Source organism: Bartonella grahamii subsp. shimonis (assembly GCF_036327415.1).
Classification (GTDB): Bacteria; Pseudomonadota; Alphaproteobacteria; order Rhizobiales; family Rhizobiaceae; genus Bartonella; species Bartonella shimonis.
In genome coordinates this window covers 1,555,700-1,574,013 of sequence record NZ_CP123961.1, presented here as the reverse complement: position 1 = coordinate 1,574,013, position 18,314 = coordinate 1,555,700, and the positions used below count along the sequence as shown (strand labels likewise).

The window sequence follows — 18,314 nt, the reverse complement described above, 5'->3', positions numbered from 1 at the left end:
GTGAGCTTTCTTAGAAAGATAATATCATAGTATATACTTTATAACAATGAATATAAAGGAAGTTTTGTGATATAAGCAACAGCTAAGTTTAAGGCAATGAGAGATGGATAAAGGTTTTGATAATAATGAAAGATCAGCGTCTTCTGTTCATCGAAGAGTTGTGATTCTTAGTGTTGTTTTTATATTAGCTTTTCTTTTCATTGTGGGTATTTTAGGTTTTTTTTATCCACAAAGCTATTTGCAAAAGGCTATATTGATATCTTTTTTAATTCTAGCAATTATCGGCGTTGCAACACTCGTTTTATATGGAATGGGAATTTTAAGATACCATGTGTGGTTGCATGAAGATTTTGATTTTAGCATCTTTAATGAGAGCAATGATGCAATTGTAATCTCTGATCTTTCTGGTTTTGTTTATTATTCTAATCAAAACTATCGAAAAATTCTGACCTATAAGCCTGAAGTGTCTTGTTATATGGTTATTGCTGATCTTCCAGGAGCTGGTGCACTTTCGTATCGCTTAAAGGTTGCCGCCTGCAATAATCTTGCAGCGCAAGAGGAATTAAGAGTAGAACAACCAATTTTTACCGATGCTACACCCAAAAAATCTGTTTGGTATAATATTTCCATTCAACCTATCACAAAACAGAAAAAAAAGCTTTTATTTTGGCGTATTGCTGATATTTCGCATTTACAACAAACGCGAGAAGTCTTTTTCTCGAACCTTCAAGAGGCTATCAATCATTTGGACCAAGCTCCTGTTGGTTTTGTATCAGTTAATACACAAGGAACTATTCTTTATGCCAATGCGGTTTTTGCCGAATGGTTTTCAATTGATTTAGCGAATTTCTCAGTTGGTCAATATAATTTGGATTCGTTATTTGATAGCGTTGGCGCTAAGAGCTCATGGAGTGATATCTGTTTGCAAACCAACAGATATCAAAGTTCAGGTTACTCTTTACCTTATAGGTTTTCGTTATGGTTAAATTCACAGACGACTTATGAGAAAATATTCCATTGTCTTATATCTGTCTCTTCTCTCTTAGAAGAGGAAGCCATTTATCGTATTGTGATCATTCCACAACAAATACAAAAAGAAGAGGACAATCAATTAAAATTACCGAGTATATTAGGAGAATATTTTGATGCGAGTCCTTTTGCAATAGCCGTGGTGGATCATGAAGGGCAATTAGTTCATATGAATAAAGCTTTTTCATTACTCACGGGATGTATGGACAAAGCTATCAATTTTTATGATATTATTTCTCGTCGTGATTGTGTGCAGTTAGAGCGTGCCTTTCAGAGAATTGCGATAAATAAAAATTATTTTGTTTCTCTAGAAACTGTTTTAGAAAAAAATGAAGAATGCCATTTACGGCTGCATGTTATGTCTGTACCACCCTATCATGGTGATGTATTGCAAGATTTGCTTATTATCTCTGTGATTGAAATAACCGAACAAAAAACGCTTGAAGATAAAATGATACAAAGTCAGAAGATGCAAGCTGTTGGACAATTGGCTGGCGGCATTGCTCATGATTTTAATAATGTTTTAACAGCAATCTTAATGTCGTGTGATCTTCTTTTAAATACGCATCGTAGCTCTGATCCTGCTCATGCTGATCTGATCAATATTAAAAATAATGCTAATCGTGCTGCTGCTCTTGTACAGCAATTATTAGCTTTTTCTAGAAAGCAAACACTTCGACCTGAAGAAGTTGATTTTACTGAATTTTTATCAGATATTCGCAATCTTATTTTACCACTTTTGGGGAATAATATTCAGTTAAAAATTATCCATGGAAGAGATTTGTGGAGCGTTGAAGTCGATCAAGCATCTTTTCAGCGTGTTATTATGAATTTGGTTATTAATGCGCGTGATGCCATGTTAGATGGGGGTATTGTTACGATTGCGACAAACAATATTACAAAGCAACAAAGTGTTGAATTTAATCACCTTGGTTTAGCAATTGGTGAGTATGTGCAATTGACTATTTCAGATACAGGGGCTGGTATATCCGCTGTTGTACAAGAAAAAATGTTTGAGCCATTTTTTACAACCAAAGAAGTTGGAAAAGGAACAGGACTTGGTTTATCAATGGTTTATGGAATTATCAAGCAGAGCGGTGGGTACATTTATTGTGAAAGTAAAGAAGATGAAGGAGCAACATTTCATATTTTCCTTCCTCGTTATATCCCCAATATAAAAGGGGAAATTTCTCAAAAGATTGAAAAAGATGAAGAGAAAGATAAAAATATAGACTTAACAGGATCTGCGACTGTTTTATTGGTTGAAGATGAAGATGCGGTCAGAATGGGGGGGGTAAGAGCTCTTCAAATGAGGGGATATAAGGTTTTAGAGGCAGCGAGTGGGGTGGAAGCACTCTCTGTTCTTGAAGAACAAAAAGGATCTGTTGACATTATTGTTTCCGACGTGGTGATGCCAGAAATGGATGGGCCTACTTTATTGAAGGAAGTACGTAAAAACTATCCTGATATCAAATTTCTTTTCGTTTCTGGATATGCAAAAGATGCTTTTGCTAAAAATCTTCCACAAGATGCTGTTTTTGGTTTTTTATCTAAACCTTTTACACTTAAACAACTAGCCCTAACAGTTAAAGAAACACTTTCGTCATGAAATAAAAATTTATGCAATAGAAAAATTACGTATTTTAAGATTTTTAGGCGAAATACGAGAGTATTTTGATAAATAGAGCTTATGATAATGTCATACAACTGAATAAAGAAGAAGAAGTTGGAAATTTAACTAAAAAAATCACACATACTGCACAAAAATTTATGAAGAGATAGACTCTATTTATGAAGAGATAGACTCTTATGTCAACATTTCATAGAGATTTTCAATTATAGATACTGAGCACAAACTATGTGAAAAACATTGAAAAATACTGTAGATTGTTGATACACTCAAAAAGATAAAAGCTGTTGTTGTGTATCTACCGTTTTGCTCTTCCCTTCAATAAATGCTTTTAAGGCTTTGGGGTAGAGTTTATGCTCTGCTTTAAGAACTCTTTGTTCTAAGCACTCAGCAGTATCATGGGGATAAACTGGAACGGCTGCTTGGGCAAGGATTTTTCCTGCATCCATGTCTTCTGTAACAAGGTGAACAGTGCAACCCGTGATTTTTACGCCTGCTTGTAAAGCTTTTTCATGTGTGTTTAAGCCTTTAAATGAAGGCAAAAGAGAAGGATGAATGTTTAAAATTCGTTCTTCGTAAAGTTTTACAAAACGTGGTGAGATAAGGCGCATATACCCTGCAAAGCAGAGAAAATCCGGTTTATATTGATCTAAAATCGTAAAAATACTTTCTTCATGCTCTTCTTTTGTTTTGTAAATTTTGCGATCAACAATATGGATAGGTAAGTTATGATTTTGCGCCTTTTCAATACCGTTTGCACGCGGATTATCGCAAATAACTGCGACGATTTCAGCAGGATATTCCTTTTGTTGACTAGCTTGAGCAAGGGCGACCATATTGGATCCATTCCCAGAAATGAAAACAACGATTTGTTTTTTCATAAATGTAGTACCCCTTTATAAAGTATTCCTTTATTTTGATCTTGGCGTTTTGTTAAAATGCCAAGGGGAGTTACAGTCTCTCCTTTTCTTTCAAGAGCTTGCGTAATTGTTTCAGCTGCATGCTGTGCTACGATAATGATCATGCCAATACCACAATTGAATGTTCTTAACATTTCTGTTTCTTCTATTTTACCTTGTTTGGCAATCCATGAAAAGACGGAGGGAACATTGATGGTAGAAAGATTAATTTCAGCGCAGAGAGAAGATGGAACGACACGTGGAATATTTTCAGGAAAGCCCCCACCCGTAATATGAGCAAGAGCTTTAATCCCTTCGTATTTTCGCATGATGGGAAGAAGCGATTTTACATAAATGCGTGTTGGTGTAAGAAGTGCTATACCAAGGCTGTTTTCGGGGGCAAAAGGAGCAGGGGCATTCCATTTGAGATAATTTTGCTGGATGATTCGTCGAACAAGCGAAAAGCCATTAGAATGAATTCCAGAGGCACTTAGACCTAATATAATATCACCTTCTGTCAAATCTTTTGAAGGGAGTAGCTTGCTGCGTTCGCATGCTCCTACAGCAAAACCGGCTAGATCATAATCTCCCTCTGCATACATTCCTGGCATTTCTGCAGTTTCTCCTCCAATAAGAGCAGCACCGGCTTGTTTACATCCTTCAGCAATACCAGAAACAATTATAGCACCTTGTTCAGGGTCAAGCTTTCCAGTTGCAAAATAATCCAGAAAAAAGAGAGGTTCAGCCCCTTGTACGAGTAAATCATTGACACACATAGCTACAAGATCAATACCTACAGTGTTATGATAGCCTACTTCAATGGCAATTTTTAATTTTGTTCCCACACCATCATTGGCTGCTACTAGGATAGGATCTGTAAAGCCAGCTGCTTTTAAATCAAAAAGGCCACCAAAACCGCCAATTTCTGCATCTGCTCCGGCTCGTTTTGTCGCGCGTATAAAGGGTTTAATTTTTTCTACCATGGCATTACCCATATCGATGTTTACACCAGCTTTTGCGTAGGTAAGACCAACTTTGGATTTATTCTCAGCATTGGATTTATTATTTGTAAGATCTTGATTGCTCATTGGAGCCTTCCTTTAATGGAAAATCAGGTTTTGATGTTATGCAATGCCATGATAGAGTTCTCTCTGCAAGAGATATTGATAAGAAAATAAGAAACTTTGCTTGTACCTTATTTTGAAGATGTTTATAATTTTTTGTGAAGAATTTTTTAGGATATTTTATGAGCAAGATATCAGATAATCACGGACAGTCTTCTTGGCAACTTATGAGAAAGAAAGTGAGTGAGAACACATCTCGTGATCGTTATAAGACTTATGTGCCAGCCTATACTCAATTACCGTTGCCGAATAACATGAAAAAGCAAATCTTTTTTTGGCTTGGGACGCTGATTTTTTTCATTCTTTTTATGTTTGTTTTTGGATCGATTTTGCTTCCTTTTGTGGCAGGGATTGTGTTGGCTTATTTTCTCAATCCCATTGTTCAATTACTTGAAAAATTTGGTATTCGTCGTGTGTTTGGGACTGTCCTCATTACCTTATTTATTGTTATTACCTTTGTTGCTGCTTTAGTTATTTTGATTCCTGTTATTAGCTGGCAAATACAGCAATTTATGAGTGATGGTTTACCTGTTTATATTAGTCGTATTCAAACCTTTTTTGTTGAGCATGATTTTGATTGGATAAGGCGCTATTTTGGAAGTGATCCAAATGAATTGCGGAATAATATTAAAGGATTTTTGGGAGAAGGTTCGGATTTTATTACGTCTCTTTTGAATTCACTTTTAAAGTCAGGAAAATCTATCGTTAATATCGCTAGCCTATTTGTTGTGGCACCTGTAGTGGCATTTTATATGTTATTAGATTGGCCACGTATGGTAACAGCAATCGATTCGTTAATACCGCGTGATCATCTTGAAACCGTTCGTAGTATTTTTCATGAAATGGATAGAGCTATTGCAGGTTTTGTTCGTGGACAAGGAACGGTTTGTCTCATATTGGGAGGCTATTATGCTATTGGTTTAACGATTGCAGGACTCAATTTTGGTCTTTTGATTGGTATGTTTATTGGTCTTATTAGCTTTGTTCCTTATATCGGCACAATGAGTGGTTTGGTCCTTTCTGTTGGTATTGCATGGGTCCAGTTTTATCCCAATAATTGGGGGGGAATCGTCGTTGTTATAGCACTTTTTTTAATTGGTCAATTTATTGAAGGTTATATTCTTCAACCCAAGCTTGTAGGTTCATCAGTGGGATTACATCCCGTATGGTTGATGTTTTCGCTTTTTGCTTTTTCTTCACTCTTTGGTTTTACTGGTATGCTTGTTGCTGTTCCTGCGGCAGCGGCTGTTGGCGTCTTAGTTCGTTTTGCTCTTCATACTTATCTTAGTTCTCAGATGTATTCGCGAAGGGGAAATTCGGAGCCGCTAAAATGAATGGGCGTGAAACGCAATTATCTTTAAATTTTCCTTATGATCCGATTTTTCAATTTGAGGATTTAGTGGTAACGGAAAGCAATCGTATGGCTTTTCAGCTTATTGATCACTGGCCTAATTGGAGCTTACCTATTGCAGTTTTGGTTGGAAAAGAAGGATCTGGAAAAACGCACTTTTCTAATATATGGCTCCAAAAAGCAGAGGCTTTCAGGATTCAGCACAATGAAATTGATCAGGCTGTTACTATGGCTTCTTTAGGCAGATCATTTTTAATAGAGGATATTGATGCAGGAGAAATTAATGAGGCAGAACTTTTTCATTTAATTAACAGTATTAAGCAAGCAAATCTTGATACACGACAAGCTACTTTATTGATGACGGCACGAAGACTTCCTTCCGCTTGGAATTTAAAGTTAAATGATCTAAAAAGTCGTCTTAATTCGGTGATGTTCGTTGAAATTAATCAGCCTGATGATGCATTGTTAACAGCTGTTGCATTTAAGCTTTTTTCCGATAGGCAACTTATTGTACATCCAGATACGGTTTATTATCTTGTAAGTCGTTGTGAACGTTCTTTATTTTCATTGAAGCGTGTTATTGATTCTGTTGATCAGTTGGCATTACAAAGAAAAAGAAAAATAACACGTGCTGTTATTGCTGAAGTTTTGAATAAAAAAAATCCGTAAACACCCCTTATCATGGCTTACTTATTCTTTCCTTCTATTATCGTTTCAATATGTGGAAAGACAAGTCATTTAAATTTTCTCCTTTTTTGATATCTATTAAGAGTGAAAAAATAGTATTTTTTACTTTTGTCATGTGTTTATTTTAAATAGCTTTGAGATTTTATTTTATGATGTTGAATTCTTTCCATCTTCGCATGTGAAAATGTTTGTTGTTTATGGATTTGGATTGTAGAAAATTCTAGAATCTTTAATATAAAGAGTCCTTTGGAAGATAGAAAAAGGGGGAAAAAGCTTAATACAGCTGAATTTTGGGGCTTATGTTCTCTTTGGGAAAGTTTTTCTATGATATTTAGGTCGTTTTTTCTAAGACTGTATCTGTAGAATGCGTTTTGATACAGTGAGAGCTTGCTTAAAGCAGAATAAAAACTATGAAATCCTTAATAGAGAAATTCATTATTTTTTAATATAGATTGGATTTTTTACGGAGATTATTTTCTATTATTTGTCAATAAATCTGTTATTGAGTAGAGGAAAAAATTTTAAAATGTGCTTTTTTGTAAAGAAATGCAACAAAATTAAAAAAAAGTGTGTTTTTCTCTTGCACTTCTGTTGTGAAAATTTTAGGAAATGTGCATCAAGTAAATGTAAATGGCGGAGCGTAGCGCAGCCTGGTAGCGCACCTGATTTGGGATCAGGGGGTCGTAGGTTCGAATCCTATCGCTCCGACCATATTTGATTGAGTGTGTGAGAATGACCCAATTGGGTACGTGTGGTGAGAAACTATCATTCAAGCGTTATGTAATCTGAAGGAAAAAGGTATGATCGCACGTATTTATAGTCCTGCTAAGACAGCTATGCAGTCAGGTAAGGGGAATACAGGTTTTTGGATTCTAGAGTATGAGCCGGTGAAGGCAAAGATGCTTGAACCTCTTATGGGGTACACGGCAACGTCTGATATGAATAATCAGGTAAGGATCCGATTTAATAGGAAGGAAGAAGCGATTGCTTTTGCGCGTAAGAATGCTATCTCTTACCGTGTAGAAAAGAAACATACGTCGATTCGACGTGCTATTTCTTATTCTGATAATTTTCGCAGTGATCGGCAGCACTCTTGGACACATTGAATTCAAGACTGCTATTTTGAATTGAGAAAATAATCAGTTGGGTCCCGTAGCTCAGCTGGATAGAGCAACGGCCTTCTAAGCCGTGGGTCACAGGTTCGAATCCTGTCGGGATCACCATATTTAAATGATATTAATAGGCTATAAAAAATTCGAGAGTTTTCTTTTTACTCTATTAACTTATTTCTCTGTATAATCCCCGAACCTTTTTGATGTTTTTTGGGTTGATTTTGTTGCTAAACGTTTTCTGTTGACTATTTTAGTGTAAAATGTTGCTGTTTTATCTTTTTTCAGTAAAAATTGCTTTCGATTGCTGAAATTGTAACATCTGCATTTGCTTACTACGTGTTGCTACTACATTACATGCTTAGGAAATAGATTGCAAAAATTCTTTTTTACGAGCTTCTTTTCATCTTTCTGAAAATGATATTTTATTTTTTATGGATAATATTATTACGTTTTTCAGTATGATCTTTGGTAAGATTGATTTCGATTAGATACAAGGCATGATGGATTCGATTTAGAACCGTTTATGAAACATTGAAGAATAAAAACGATATCTATTTATGATGAGAATTTACAGACGGTACAAGAGGTGGAGAATATCTTCTTGTCTTGAAAGTTGTGATTCATAACGAATTACTCTTTTAGAGGTTTTTCGTATAAAAAGGTGTTATATGTGCCGCCCAGATAAGATATTATTTTCTCAATGAGAGATATTTGCGGTCAATTTGATTTAACATGATTGTCACTGTTTCTTAAGTAGGGCTATAGATTTCATCAATGTTTAGGCTTTCCTACTCTTATAGGTTTAAGAATGTATACTGTATATTTATAGGCTATCTTGCACATATTCTATTTGAATTATGAATGAAGATAGATTGTATCTCAGAGTTAAGTTTTTAGATTTCACATTTACATTTTCAAATGTTTTTCTTATTTCTTTATGGTTGGTACATTATGTTAGAGGTATTTTAGTATTGGATAACAATCACATTAAAATGTTATGTAGGTGAGATCTGAAGATCTAAACTCATACGGTCCAAGGTGATCATTATTTCAATAGGAATACAGTATGAGGAGGATGCCATTTTACGCGTTTGTTTTAAGAAATATCTCTTAAAGCTCACAAAAGCCCACTTCATGCTGGCACTCGTGAATGGTACAATGATAAATCCATTGAACTCCATCATTTTTACACTTATGAAGAAATAGGTTGACACTATATACACTTTGCCTATTTACCAGCCCCCGATGTTGCGATAAATCTTGGCACTTTAGGCAGTTATCGGCATTTTAGTGCTTTTTTGTACAATTTTTATCCAATGCCAATTGCTCTTACGATGTGTAAGAGAGATGGCTTTAATTGATTCAATATAAATAGGTTAAAAATGAGAAAACATTACAATATTCGGACTTCTCATTCAGCAAGGAAAAAATAAAACATGATTATAAATCAATGTATTGTCAGAATGAAAAACTTTTCTTTTATCGTGTTTTTTACTCTTTTTAATATTTTATTATAATCTGTAATTAGTAAACTTAAAATACAGCTCTAAGAACAAGCGTTTTATATCTATCGAAGTGACTGTTGTTATATCTAACTGTTCGGATAACAAGTGTGTGCCAATAGGCATGAAAGAATTAAGAAAAACAGGGGATAGATCAGGAAATGAACATTATTTTTTAGAACAGAAGCCTATGCTTGTCGAAAGAATTTTCAAACCAAACTTTTAATCTGTTGCAAAATGAGACTGTTGTTACATTTGTGATACTTTTAGATCTCCTCCCCTAAAAGGCGCCATCAGAACGAAAAAAATATTAGAGAAAGCTGGCAAAAAGAATGCACTTTGTAAAGGAAAGTGTGAAAATCCTATTTCCTTAACTTTACTCTGGCATTCCTCACAGTAAAAAACATATGAAGTACCAATAACTTAATAGCAATATAAAGCTATATGGTGGGCGTGACAGGGATTGAACCTGTGACCCCTACGATGTCAACGTAGTGCTCTCCCGCTGAGCTACACGCCCATTCATTTGTTGCATACACCATATAGAATGACAAACGTCAATGCCTAATTTCGTTTTCTCTTTTAACAGATGCAAATAAACTTAAAAAAACACTTTTTAAGCAGCGATAAGGATCTTTTCAACTTCATTGACGAGTTCACGTAAGTGAAATGGCTTAGAAAGAACTTTTGCATCAGGAGGGGCATCACTATTTGAATTGAGTGCTACCGCTGCAAAACCTGTAATAAACATTACTCGTAAATCAGGGTCAATCTCAGTAGCACGTCGTGCAAGTTCGATTCCATCCATCTCTGGCATTACAATATCAGTCAGGAGAAGGGAAAATGGCTCTTCTTGTAAACGTTCATATGCGCTAATACCATTATCAAAATCGGCGACTTCGTAGCCTGCACGTTCTAAGGCTTTTACGAGAAAGCGACGCATATCGTTATCATCTTCTGCGAGCAGGATTCGTTTCATGATTATGTTCCAGTGGCTCCATTTGTCAGAGTTTTGCAGCATCAATTATACAATATAGAGTATTTATAAAAAAGATGGTAAAATGCTCATAATTGAAATGAATGGCAAAATGGTTAATTCCTACATTTTTATTCAGAATACAGCATATTCGTTGTGAGTTGGTTAAATTTGAAATATATGTGATTTTGAAAAAAGAAGGGGGCTCTAAAACTTTTAAGATGATTCATTACTATCTTTTCTTTAAATGTGCTGATTATTATCAGAATTCCATTAAAAAACTTATGAAAACCGTTATTGTAGGGACTTCTTATATCAAGAAATTAGAAGAATATTATGTTAATTTATTGTTTTTTTAAAAGTTCTCCTAAGAAATAGAAATTTTATAGTTATTATTTTATAGAGATTTGTAATAAATATTATAAATGCGCTTTATTTTCAGTTTTTTCCTTAAATAGATAAAAACTATTATTTTAGATATAATATTAAATTAGCATCTAATAATAGATCAAAAATAGCATTTTAATGTTTTATTTATAAATATTTATCATGTTATATTAAAACAGATTTATTATCTTTATTTATATAAATAGTTTTTTATTAAATTATTTTTTATGATGTAAAATAATGCTATTTAATACAATGATATACTTTGTATATTAGTTTTTTATTAGAATGCGTGGTGAATATTTAGATCATGGCTTTCCTATAGAGGCTAGAAAACGAATCATATGAGTGGTTGGAAAGTAAATTCCATTATATTAAAAAGTGTTTGTAGATCTAATGCTCGTAGAAAATTTCTTTTTTGTTGGGGAGGAGCGGAAATTAAGGTTTAGTATTATTTTACAGATACATTATTGGGAATAAATGCATCAAATGCTGCCCAAAATTTCTTTTTATAATCTTCGTTAACCATAATTGTATCCAGTTCAGCGCCTTTAATAGTAATATTTTTTGTCAGACGTGTGTGTTGGCATAATTGTCGCACTTCAATGTTGTTTGCAATATTGTTTTGATTGGCAAGAATAAAGAGTGTTGGGATTCGTAAATTTCCGTGAAGTACATTTCTCTTCACAGAATCAATCGCATTAAATACTGATGCCATCCATTGGGATGTTGGGGGCTTAATGGAAGGGAACGGCACTTTATGCATGTGTCCTAATTGTATATTTTTTTGTTTTGTTTTGTTTATTTTTTTCCCATCTTTCGCTGGTATAAAGCCAAGACCTATATCAGAAAGAAATTGTGTTAATTTGTGTTGAAAACCATTCGTTTTATTGCCGAATGGAGCAAAAAGGGGAGAAACACAGAGCAATCTATTAAACTGATGATTAATGAGATCTAATCCGCTAAGTGCTATCAATCCACCTATGCCGTAGGTGAGCATAGAGTAAGGAGGAGGACAATTAGGATAAATAATATTTTTAAGAAATTTATATAAGTCATTAATATTATTATTTATATCAAAATAATGATGTCGGCTTTGTTTTCTTATCTTGAAGGCTGTTTTTTCTTGATCAAACCAGTCAAATATTGCTGTATGAAAACCGCGTTTAGAAATTTCATTTATTAATAAAAAATATTTTTCTAAAGCATTTTCGTAGCTTTTGAGAATAACAATTGTTCCCTTAGATTCTTCCACCTCAGGATATGTTATCGCAAAACGAATTTCGTGATCTATTGCTATTTTAAGAGTACCATGATGGATATTAGGAGGAGTAGAACCCCAGTCTATGGGATAAAGAGGTGTTTCCAATTGAAATCCTTTACAGTGTATTTGCCGCTTAGTGCTTTGACATGTATGTAATGAAGAAAAAGGATTTAAAAAGGGGTATATTACTTTTTAGATAGTTTTTATCAATTTAGGTCCCAAAGAGTTGAAATAAAGAAAAACGATTACCAAATAATATGGTGCGGTTGCCATGATGGGGCCGCAGGTTCACAAGTAAGTTTGCCATTTTGGGAACTTTGTGAATTAATTATAAATTATAGTCGCTCTAGAGGAGGGCAATATTATGCGTCAAGTAGATTTTTCACCATTTTATCGTTCCACAGTAGGTTTTGATCATCTTTTTAACTGGTTCGATTCTAGGACACAACCAGACGAAGTTTCTTCTTATCCCCCTTATAATATTGAGCGTTTAACTGAAGATTCTTATAGAATTTCTATGGCGGTTGCTGGTTTTTCTCAAGATGAAATTGATATTGAAACGCATTGTAATCAGCTGATCGTTAAGGGAGACAGAAAGTCTGAAAATGATGATGCAGAGCGAGAATTCCTTTATCGAGGTATTGCTTCGCGTGCTTTTGAACGGCGTTTTCATTTGGCTGATCATGTTAAGGTTATTGGAGCAGAACTTGGAGATGGGCTTCTTCATATTCAGCTTAAAAGGGAAATGCCAGCTGAATTAAAACCCAAAAAGATAACCGTACAGATGTCATCATCCATTACAAAAAATGGTAACAGCGACGTTATGGTGTAAAGAAAATTTAGAAAATATCAGACCGAATAATTATAAATTTTTCTGGAGAATAAAAAACGCGAGGCAAAAGGTCTCGCGTTTCATGTGTGTTCTCCTAAGAACGAAGCTTATTTGAATAAAACAGCTTATCTCGAATTTATGATGAAATATTATTGCACATTATCCTACGTTGAAGAAAAAATTCATGTATGCGCAATTGATAAGTAAGCTTATTTTTTATTTTATAACATTTTAACAATGGTCGGAGCGGCGGGATTTGAACCCACGACCCCTTGACCCCCAGTCAAGTGCGCTACCAAGCTGCGCTACGCTCCGAATTCGTGTAAAACGATTAAATGACTGTTTCTTTAAAGGCAAGAGAAAAAATAAACAGAATAAAATCTAAAATGCTCTTGCACTTAGAGCTTTTGAAAGTAAAAATTTGGGACATCAATATTTTGTTGTTAATTCAAGATACGTAACGAATCTGTAGAATTCTTTGTAATCATTAAATTTTTAGTTCTATAGTTAATAGATCTATGCATTTAATTACTTTTGCAGATTGTGAAGGGGTAAGATTGGTGACTTTAGGGGTATGAATTGGAGAAGGAGGAGAGCAAATGAGTGCGGGAGGTATATTTTTTCCTTATTTAATCGTTACTTTTCTAAAAAGATAAAGATTTTTAAAAGGAGAGGAGTGAATGTATGGCATTGAAACGTTTTCCTTTGTATAGAGTTCTTATAGACGAGGTATTCTGCATTTTATGTGGACAAAAAATTGTAAGTTCAGGATTTTATAATCAAAAATCTCATTTTATGGGTATGCGTTTTTATCCAAATAAACAAGGTCAGAATGCTTTAATTTATGTTTTGTTGTTTTTTTTCTAAGATACTAGATAGAATATTATAGAGGAAAAACTTTCAAAGTGTTTATTGAACTAAGAAAAGAGTAAACGATGAGCCGTTTTTCGGTAATAAATTTGACGGAAGCAGCAGTGGATCGTGTTAAAGCGATTATGGATGCAAAAGAGGCACAGGGTATTCTTGTTGGTATCAAAAAAGGTGGTTGTGCAGGGATGGAGTATACAATTACTCTTGTCAAAGAAAAGGGGATAGATGCGGATGTTGTTGAAGTGAATGGTGCTCGTGTTTTCGTAGCACATGATGCGGTATTATTTTTATTAGGGACACAGATGGATTATGAAGTGACAACGCTTCGTTCTGGTTTTGTCTTTAAAAATCCTAATCAAGTTTCAGCATGTGGGTGTGGCGAATCAGTGCAACTTCGTCCTGCTACGCAGGATCAATATAAAGCAAATTGAGCAAAGCTAAATTATAATTCAGTAATTTTAGGGGGACTTTTTCTCTTAGATAGAAGAAATCTAAAATTTATTGTTCATTTTTAGCTTGCTTCCAAAGTTCTTCCATTTCATTCAAGGATGCGTCAGAGAGTTTTTTAGATTGAGTGGATAGCTTTTCTTCAATATAGGCGAAACGATTTCGAAATTTTATATTCGTTTTTTTTAATGCTTTTTGTGAATCAATTGTTAAGTGGCGTGCGAGATTAAGGAGAATAAAGTAAAGATCTCCAAACTCTGCTTCTATCGCTGATTTTTTTTTATTTTTGATGGCTTCTTTGAGCTCTTCGAGTTCTTCTTCTATTTTTTCAAAAACTTTATCACTTTTTTGCCAATCAAAACCTACTTTAGCTGCTGCTTCTTGTAAAGCAAGTGCTTCTTGGTTTGCTGGCTGGATTTGTTTTACTTTTGCGAGTATACTTGTGGAGGAATTGTTATTTTTTTCTTCGCGCAATTTGTTTTGTTCAACCTGTTCTCTTTTTTTTATATATTCCCATTCCTCTTTTATAAATCCGCGTTTTTTTTGCTCGGCATTTCCAAAAACGTGAGGATGGCGTCGAATCATTTTTGCCGTGATTGCATAAACAACATCTTCAAAAGTAAAACTACCCTCTTCTTGTGCAATGGTAGCATGATAGATAACTTGTAAAAGAAGATCCCCAAGTTCTTCACAAAGATCCTTTCGGTTTTTTCGTTCAATGGCATCGATGACTTCGTAAACTTCTTCGAGCATATAGGGTATGAGGGATTCAAAAGTTTGTTTTTTATGCCAAATACAACCACTATCAGAATTTCGTAATGCAGTGATAATTGCAGTGAGATCTTTGATATCTTTTGAGGCTAACATTTGCACTTCCTTTGTAAGCAATAGAGCTTATGTTAGATGTCCCAACGTCTATGTAACCACATCCATTGTCCAGGATATTCACGGACCCAAGATTCAACAATATCATTTAATTTTTGCGTAGAAGCAGCTATATCGATATCATTTTTTTCATCACGTGGAAGTTCTACATGCTCATATAACTCTAAACGATGACGTCCACCAGGTAAACGAATACAACGTGCTGGATAAATATCACAGTTATATTGTCGAGCAAGCTTTATAATTAAGGGGTTTGTTTTAAGGGGTCTGTTAAAAAATGTTCCCATGATACCGCGGCGAAATTTTTGATCAACCAGCATACCAACATTTTTACCTTCTGCTAATTTTCCTGCTAATGCCCACGCAGCACCGGCTTTTGAGGGAACAAGATGTCCCATAGAAGTTTGTCGTGCTTTAAGAACTCGTTTGGCAACATAGGGATTATTGGGTGATCTAAATAATACCGTGACATTCAGATCAAAACTTTGTGCACAAATAGGCAGAAGTTCAAAATTTCCAGTATGCGCGGTGAAAAAAATATGTGGTTTTTTTTCTTCTTTTAATCGCTCAAATATTTCAGCGCCTTTAACCTCAATGAAACCTGGCTCGTCTGCATGAGGATCAAAATCAAAAATTTTATCAAGAAAAATATATTCGGCTAGGAAACGTCCTATATTTTCCCACATCTCTATTGCAATCGCATGGAGTTCTTGCTCTGTTTTTTCTGGATATGCGCTCCTAAGGTTTGTAAGTGTGATTTGATGACGATGTAAAAGGGGACCAATTTTTTTTGCCAACCAAGAAAAAAAAGAGATTCCCATTTTTGCAGGAAAGTATTTTAGAATAAATAAAGAACTAAAGAGCAGATATGCCCATAACAAGTAGGATATTTTTTTAGCTATAATTTTAATACGATATATGAGATTTTAAAGGAAAGATTCATCATGATTTAATCTATTTTAAGGATAATTTTACCAAAAACATCACGGCTCTCCATTCGTTTTAAAGCTGTATCAATTTCATCAAGCCCAACAATTGTATCAATGACAGGGTGTACAGTTTTTTCTGCCATTTTTTGCATGGCATTTTTCATATTTTCCATACGGCAGCCAAATGAACCGAATATCTTAAGTTGTTGTTGGAATAATTGCATGAGATTTATTGGTGCTGAAACACCAGAGGTAGAACCGCAAGTCACTAAGCGTGCTCCTTTTTTCATACATAATAGAGAACCGTTCCATGTATCTACACCAACATGCTCAAAAACAACGTCAACGCCTTTTTTTTGGGTTAATTTACGCACCACACCTTCAAAACGATCTTTACGATAATTAATCACATGATCTGCTCCAAGAGAGTGTGCTTTTGCAATTTTTTCATCTGAACCTACAGTTGTGATAACTGTACAGCCCATGTGTTTTGCAAGTTGAATGGCTGCAGAGCCAATACCTGAACCACCAGCCTGTATCAGGATTGTTTCTCCTGCTTGTAGTTTTGCGTTATCGAAAAGCATATGTTCTACGGTACCAAAAGTAATTGGAGCAACCGCTGCTTGCAATTCATCACATTGGGGAGGTGCTGGAACTAATAAACGTGCTGGCAAATTGACAAGCTCACACGCAAATCCATCAAGGTGAAAACCGTAGACTCCCTTTACATGACTGCAAAGATTATCCCGTCCTTCATGACAAGCTTGGCATACTCCGCAGGTTTGTGCACCATAAATTGAGACAATTTGTCCAAGTTGGAGATGTTCAACGCCATCTCCTATTTGTATAACCTCACCAGAGGCTTCTGCACCAATGATGAGTGGCATTTTTCTTTTCGCAAAAGCCATGCCACGCCATCCCCACACATCAATATGATTAAGAGCAATAGCTTTTATCCGCACAGTTACTTCACTTAGGCTAGGTGAAGATGGCGGGGAAATATTGGTGATTTCAAGCCGACGATCATCGAAGAGTTGCAGTGCACGCATTATCATCCCCCTTAAATATGTTATTAGGTTAGCGTTATAAAACTTTATTATTAAAGGATTATCCTTTATATGCAGCGATAACAAGACTCATATTTTGACCGCCAAACCCAAATGAGTTGGACAAAACCGCATTGACACAGGCTTTACGGCTATGATGAGGAACAACATCTAAAGGGATAGCAGGGTCAGGATTATCATAATTTATTGTAGGTGGAAGTATCCCCGATTGAATGGTTAAAAGCGAAAAAACTGCTTCTATTGCACCAGCAGCTGTTAATGTATGCCCAATCATTGATTTATTAGAAGAGACAGGAATATGCTCTAAAAGATCACCGAATACTGTTGATAATGCAAGATATTCCATTTTCTCATTTTCAGGTGTTGAAGTTCCATGGGCATTAATATAATCAATTTCATTGATGTTTATTTTGGCATCGTCTAAAGCTTTGCGAACGGATTCAATTGCTGGTGATGCATCGGGTTTTGAACGTGTACGGTGAAAATCATCGGCTGTTTCTCCACAGCCAGCTAAAATTCCTAAAACTGTAGCATTACGGTTTAATGCGCTTTGAAGAGATTCAAGAACAAAAGCGCCTGAGCCTTCCGCCATAACAAATCCATCCCGATCATGGCTAAAGGGTTTTGATGCTTTTTCAGCAGGATCATTTTGGGTTGAAAGAGCAGATAGTAACGAAAAACGGATGAGAGATTCTGCTGAAACTGATCCATCTGTCGCAATTATGAGAGCTCGATTTGTTTCTCCCCGTCTAATAGATTCAACTCCTAATTGAATTGCTGTTGCACCAGATGCACAAGCCGTTGAAAGTGTAACAGGAAGTCCTTTAGTGCCAAATGTTTTTTGAAGTTTTTCTGCAATTGCACCAAATTGTGTGGTTTCAAAAAGCGCCTCATGGCGTTTATGCTTACAGATTTTAAGAAGATGTACATAAGGAGGCTCATTATTAAACTCTTCTTCTTGATCAAGAATAAAACGTGCTTTCCATTCAAGTTCAACAGGAGGCGCAGCTAGAAAGAGTGGTCCATTAAAGTTTGTTTTATCAAGAGCAGCTTGTTCTAAAGCTTCTTTAGCAGAAAGATGTGCAAGCTTTTGAGAAAGAGCCGAAGAACCAAGCATACTTTCTTCGAGGAAATCAATTGTTCCAGCAATATATGTATTTAATCCGTCAACAGGAAAACGCGTTATTTTGTGAATACCGCTTACACCACTTGTTAATTTTTGCCAATTTTCATGTTTTCCTTGTCCTAGTGATGTGACAACGCCAGCTCCAGTTATGGCTACAATTGGACGTCCAAAATGATCATGATATTTCACGATAGAAA

At 35.2% G+C, this 18,314-nt stretch carries 15 protein-coding genes and 4 tRNA genes; 9 read left to right on the top strand and 10 right to left on the bottom strand.

The features are described from left to right. Positions 1–103: 103 nt before the first annotated feature. Positions 104–2,638, top strand: coding sequence for a response regulator (locus tag QHG57_RS06975; RefSeq protein WP_330169000.1), 2,535 nt, complete (start codon positions 104–106; stop codon positions 2,636–2,638). 290 nt (positions 2,639–2,928) lie between these two features. On the opposite strand, the gene purN is transcribed toward QHG57_RS06975, so the two are convergent. Then, positions 2,929–3,540: a phosphoribosylglycinamide formyltransferase gene (gene purN, locus QHG57_RS06970; RefSeq protein ID WP_330167675.1), complete on the bottom strand. Its 612-nt coding sequence runs from the start codon at positions 3,538–3,540 to the stop codon at positions 2,929–2,931. Further along, positions 3,537–4,646 (bottom strand): phosphoribosylformylglycinamidine cyclo-ligase, encoded by a 1,110-nt coding sequence (purM, locus tag QHG57_RS06965; protein ID WP_330168999.1) that lies wholly within the window; start codon positions 4,644–4,646, stop codon positions 3,537–3,539. Before purM ends, purN begins: the two co-directional genes overlap by 4 nt. Before the next feature lie 158 nt (positions 4,647–4,804). On the opposite strand from purM, the gene QHG57_RS06960 reads away from it, so the two are divergent. The 5 genes from QHG57_RS06960 to QHG57_RS06940 all read left to right on the top strand — a co-directional run bounded on the left by QHG57_RS06960 (position 4,805) and on the right by QHG57_RS06940 (position 7,943). Beyond that, positions 4,805–6,016, top strand: a complete 1,212-nt coding sequence (locus QHG57_RS06960) for an AI-2E family transporter (RefSeq protein ID WP_330168998.1) — start codon at positions 4,805–4,807, stop codon at positions 6,014–6,016. Next, entirely contained in the window at positions 6,013–6,702 is a 690-nt protein-coding gene (gene hdaA, locus QHG57_RS06955) for a DnaA regulatory inactivator HdaA (RefSeq protein WP_330168997.1), read from the top strand. The genes QHG57_RS06960 and hdaA overlap by 4 nt, the downstream gene beginning before the upstream one ends. Before the next feature lie 652 nt (positions 6,703–7,354). Next, positions 7,355–7,431 (top strand) — tRNA-Pro (locus QHG57_RS06950). An 89-nt stretch (positions 7,432–7,520) separates the two neighbouring features. After that, the gene (locus QHG57_RS06945) at positions 7,521–7,826 is read left to right on the top strand and encodes an ETC complex I subunit (protein ID WP_273791168.1); all 306 of its coding nucleotides are present in this window, start codon (positions 7,521–7,523) and stop codon (positions 7,824–7,826) included. A 40-nt stretch (positions 7,827–7,866) separates the two neighbouring features. Then, a tRNA-Arg gene (locus QHG57_RS06940) sits at positions 7,867–7,943 on the top strand. A gap of 1,836 nt (positions 7,944–9,779) precedes the next feature. On the opposite strand, the gene QHG57_RS06935 is transcribed toward QHG57_RS06940, so the two are convergent. The 3 genes from QHG57_RS06935 to QHG57_RS06925 form a co-directional block, all read right to left on the bottom strand. Continuing rightward, positions 9,780–9,854 (bottom strand) — tRNA-Val (locus QHG57_RS06935). Between the two features lie 96 nt (positions 9,855–9,950). Next, the gene (gene cpdR / locus QHG57_RS06930) at positions 9,951–10,313 is read right to left on the bottom strand and encodes a cell cycle two-component system response regulator CpdR (RefSeq protein ID WP_005773448.1); all 363 of its coding nucleotides are present in this window, start codon (positions 10,311–10,313) and stop codon (positions 9,951–9,953) included. An 835-nt stretch (positions 10,314–11,148) separates the two neighbouring features. Then, positions 11,149–12,066: a serine aminopeptidase domain-containing protein gene (locus QHG57_RS06925; RefSeq protein ID WP_330167671.1), complete on the bottom strand. Its 918-nt coding sequence runs from the start codon at positions 12,064–12,066 to the stop codon at positions 11,149–11,151. 259 nt (positions 12,067–12,325) lie between these two features. Here QHG57_RS06925 and QHG57_RS06920 point away from each other — a divergent pair, with 259 nt between their 5' ends. Beyond that, the gene (locus QHG57_RS06920; protein ID WP_330167670.1) at positions 12,326–12,793 is read left to right on the top strand and encodes an Hsp20 family protein; all 468 of its coding nucleotides are present in this window, start codon (positions 12,326–12,328) and stop codon (positions 12,791–12,793) included. Positions 12,794–13,031: 238 nt separating this feature from the next. Here the strand turns inward: QHG57_RS06920 and QHG57_RS06915 are convergent. Then, positions 13,032–13,108 (bottom strand) — tRNA-Pro (locus QHG57_RS06915). A gap of 369 nt (positions 13,109–13,477) precedes the next feature. Here QHG57_RS06915 and QHG57_RS06910 point away from each other — a divergent pair. Both QHG57_RS06910 and QHG57_RS06905 read left to right on the top strand, forming a co-directional pair. Continuing rightward, positions 13,478–13,660, top strand: coding sequence for a hypothetical protein (locus tag QHG57_RS06910; RefSeq protein ID WP_330167669.1), 183 nt, complete (start codon positions 13,478–13,480; stop codon positions 13,658–13,660). A 68-nt stretch (positions 13,661–13,728) separates the two neighbouring features. Further along, positions 13,729–14,094, top strand: coding sequence for an iron-sulfur cluster assembly accessory protein (locus tag QHG57_RS06905; RefSeq protein WP_330167668.1), 366 nt, complete (start codon positions 13,729–13,731; stop codon positions 14,092–14,094). Positions 14,095–14,161: 67 nt separating this feature from the next. Here the strand turns inward: QHG57_RS06905 and mazG are convergent, their stop codons facing one another. Genes mazG through QHG57_RS06885 form a run of 4 tightly spaced genes read right to left on the bottom strand, consistent with a single transcriptional unit; the run spans position 14,162 to position 18,306 of the window. Further along, positions 14,162–14,977, bottom strand: coding sequence for a nucleoside triphosphate pyrophosphohydrolase (gene mazG / locus QHG57_RS06900; protein WP_330167667.1), 816 nt, complete (start codon positions 14,975–14,977; stop codon positions 14,162–14,164). 32 nt (positions 14,978–15,009) lie between these two features. Beyond that, positions 15,010–15,915 (bottom strand): lipid A biosynthesis lauroyl acyltransferase, encoded by a 906-nt coding sequence (locus tag QHG57_RS06895; RefSeq protein ID WP_330169583.1) that lies wholly within the window; start codon positions 15,913–15,915, stop codon positions 15,010–15,012. A 29-nt stretch (positions 15,916–15,944) separates the two neighbouring features. Beyond that, the gene (locus tag QHG57_RS06890) at positions 15,945–16,973 is read right to left on the bottom strand and encodes a zinc-binding dehydrogenase (protein WP_330168996.1); all 1,029 of its coding nucleotides are present in this window, start codon (positions 16,971–16,973) and stop codon (positions 15,945–15,947) included. 58 nt (positions 16,974–17,031) lie between these two features. Then, positions 17,032–18,306: a beta-ketoacyl-ACP synthase gene (locus QHG57_RS06885; protein ID WP_330167665.1), complete on the bottom strand. Its 1,275-nt coding sequence runs from the start codon at positions 18,304–18,306 to the stop codon at positions 17,032–17,034. Positions 18,307–18,314 lie beyond the last annotated feature (8 nt).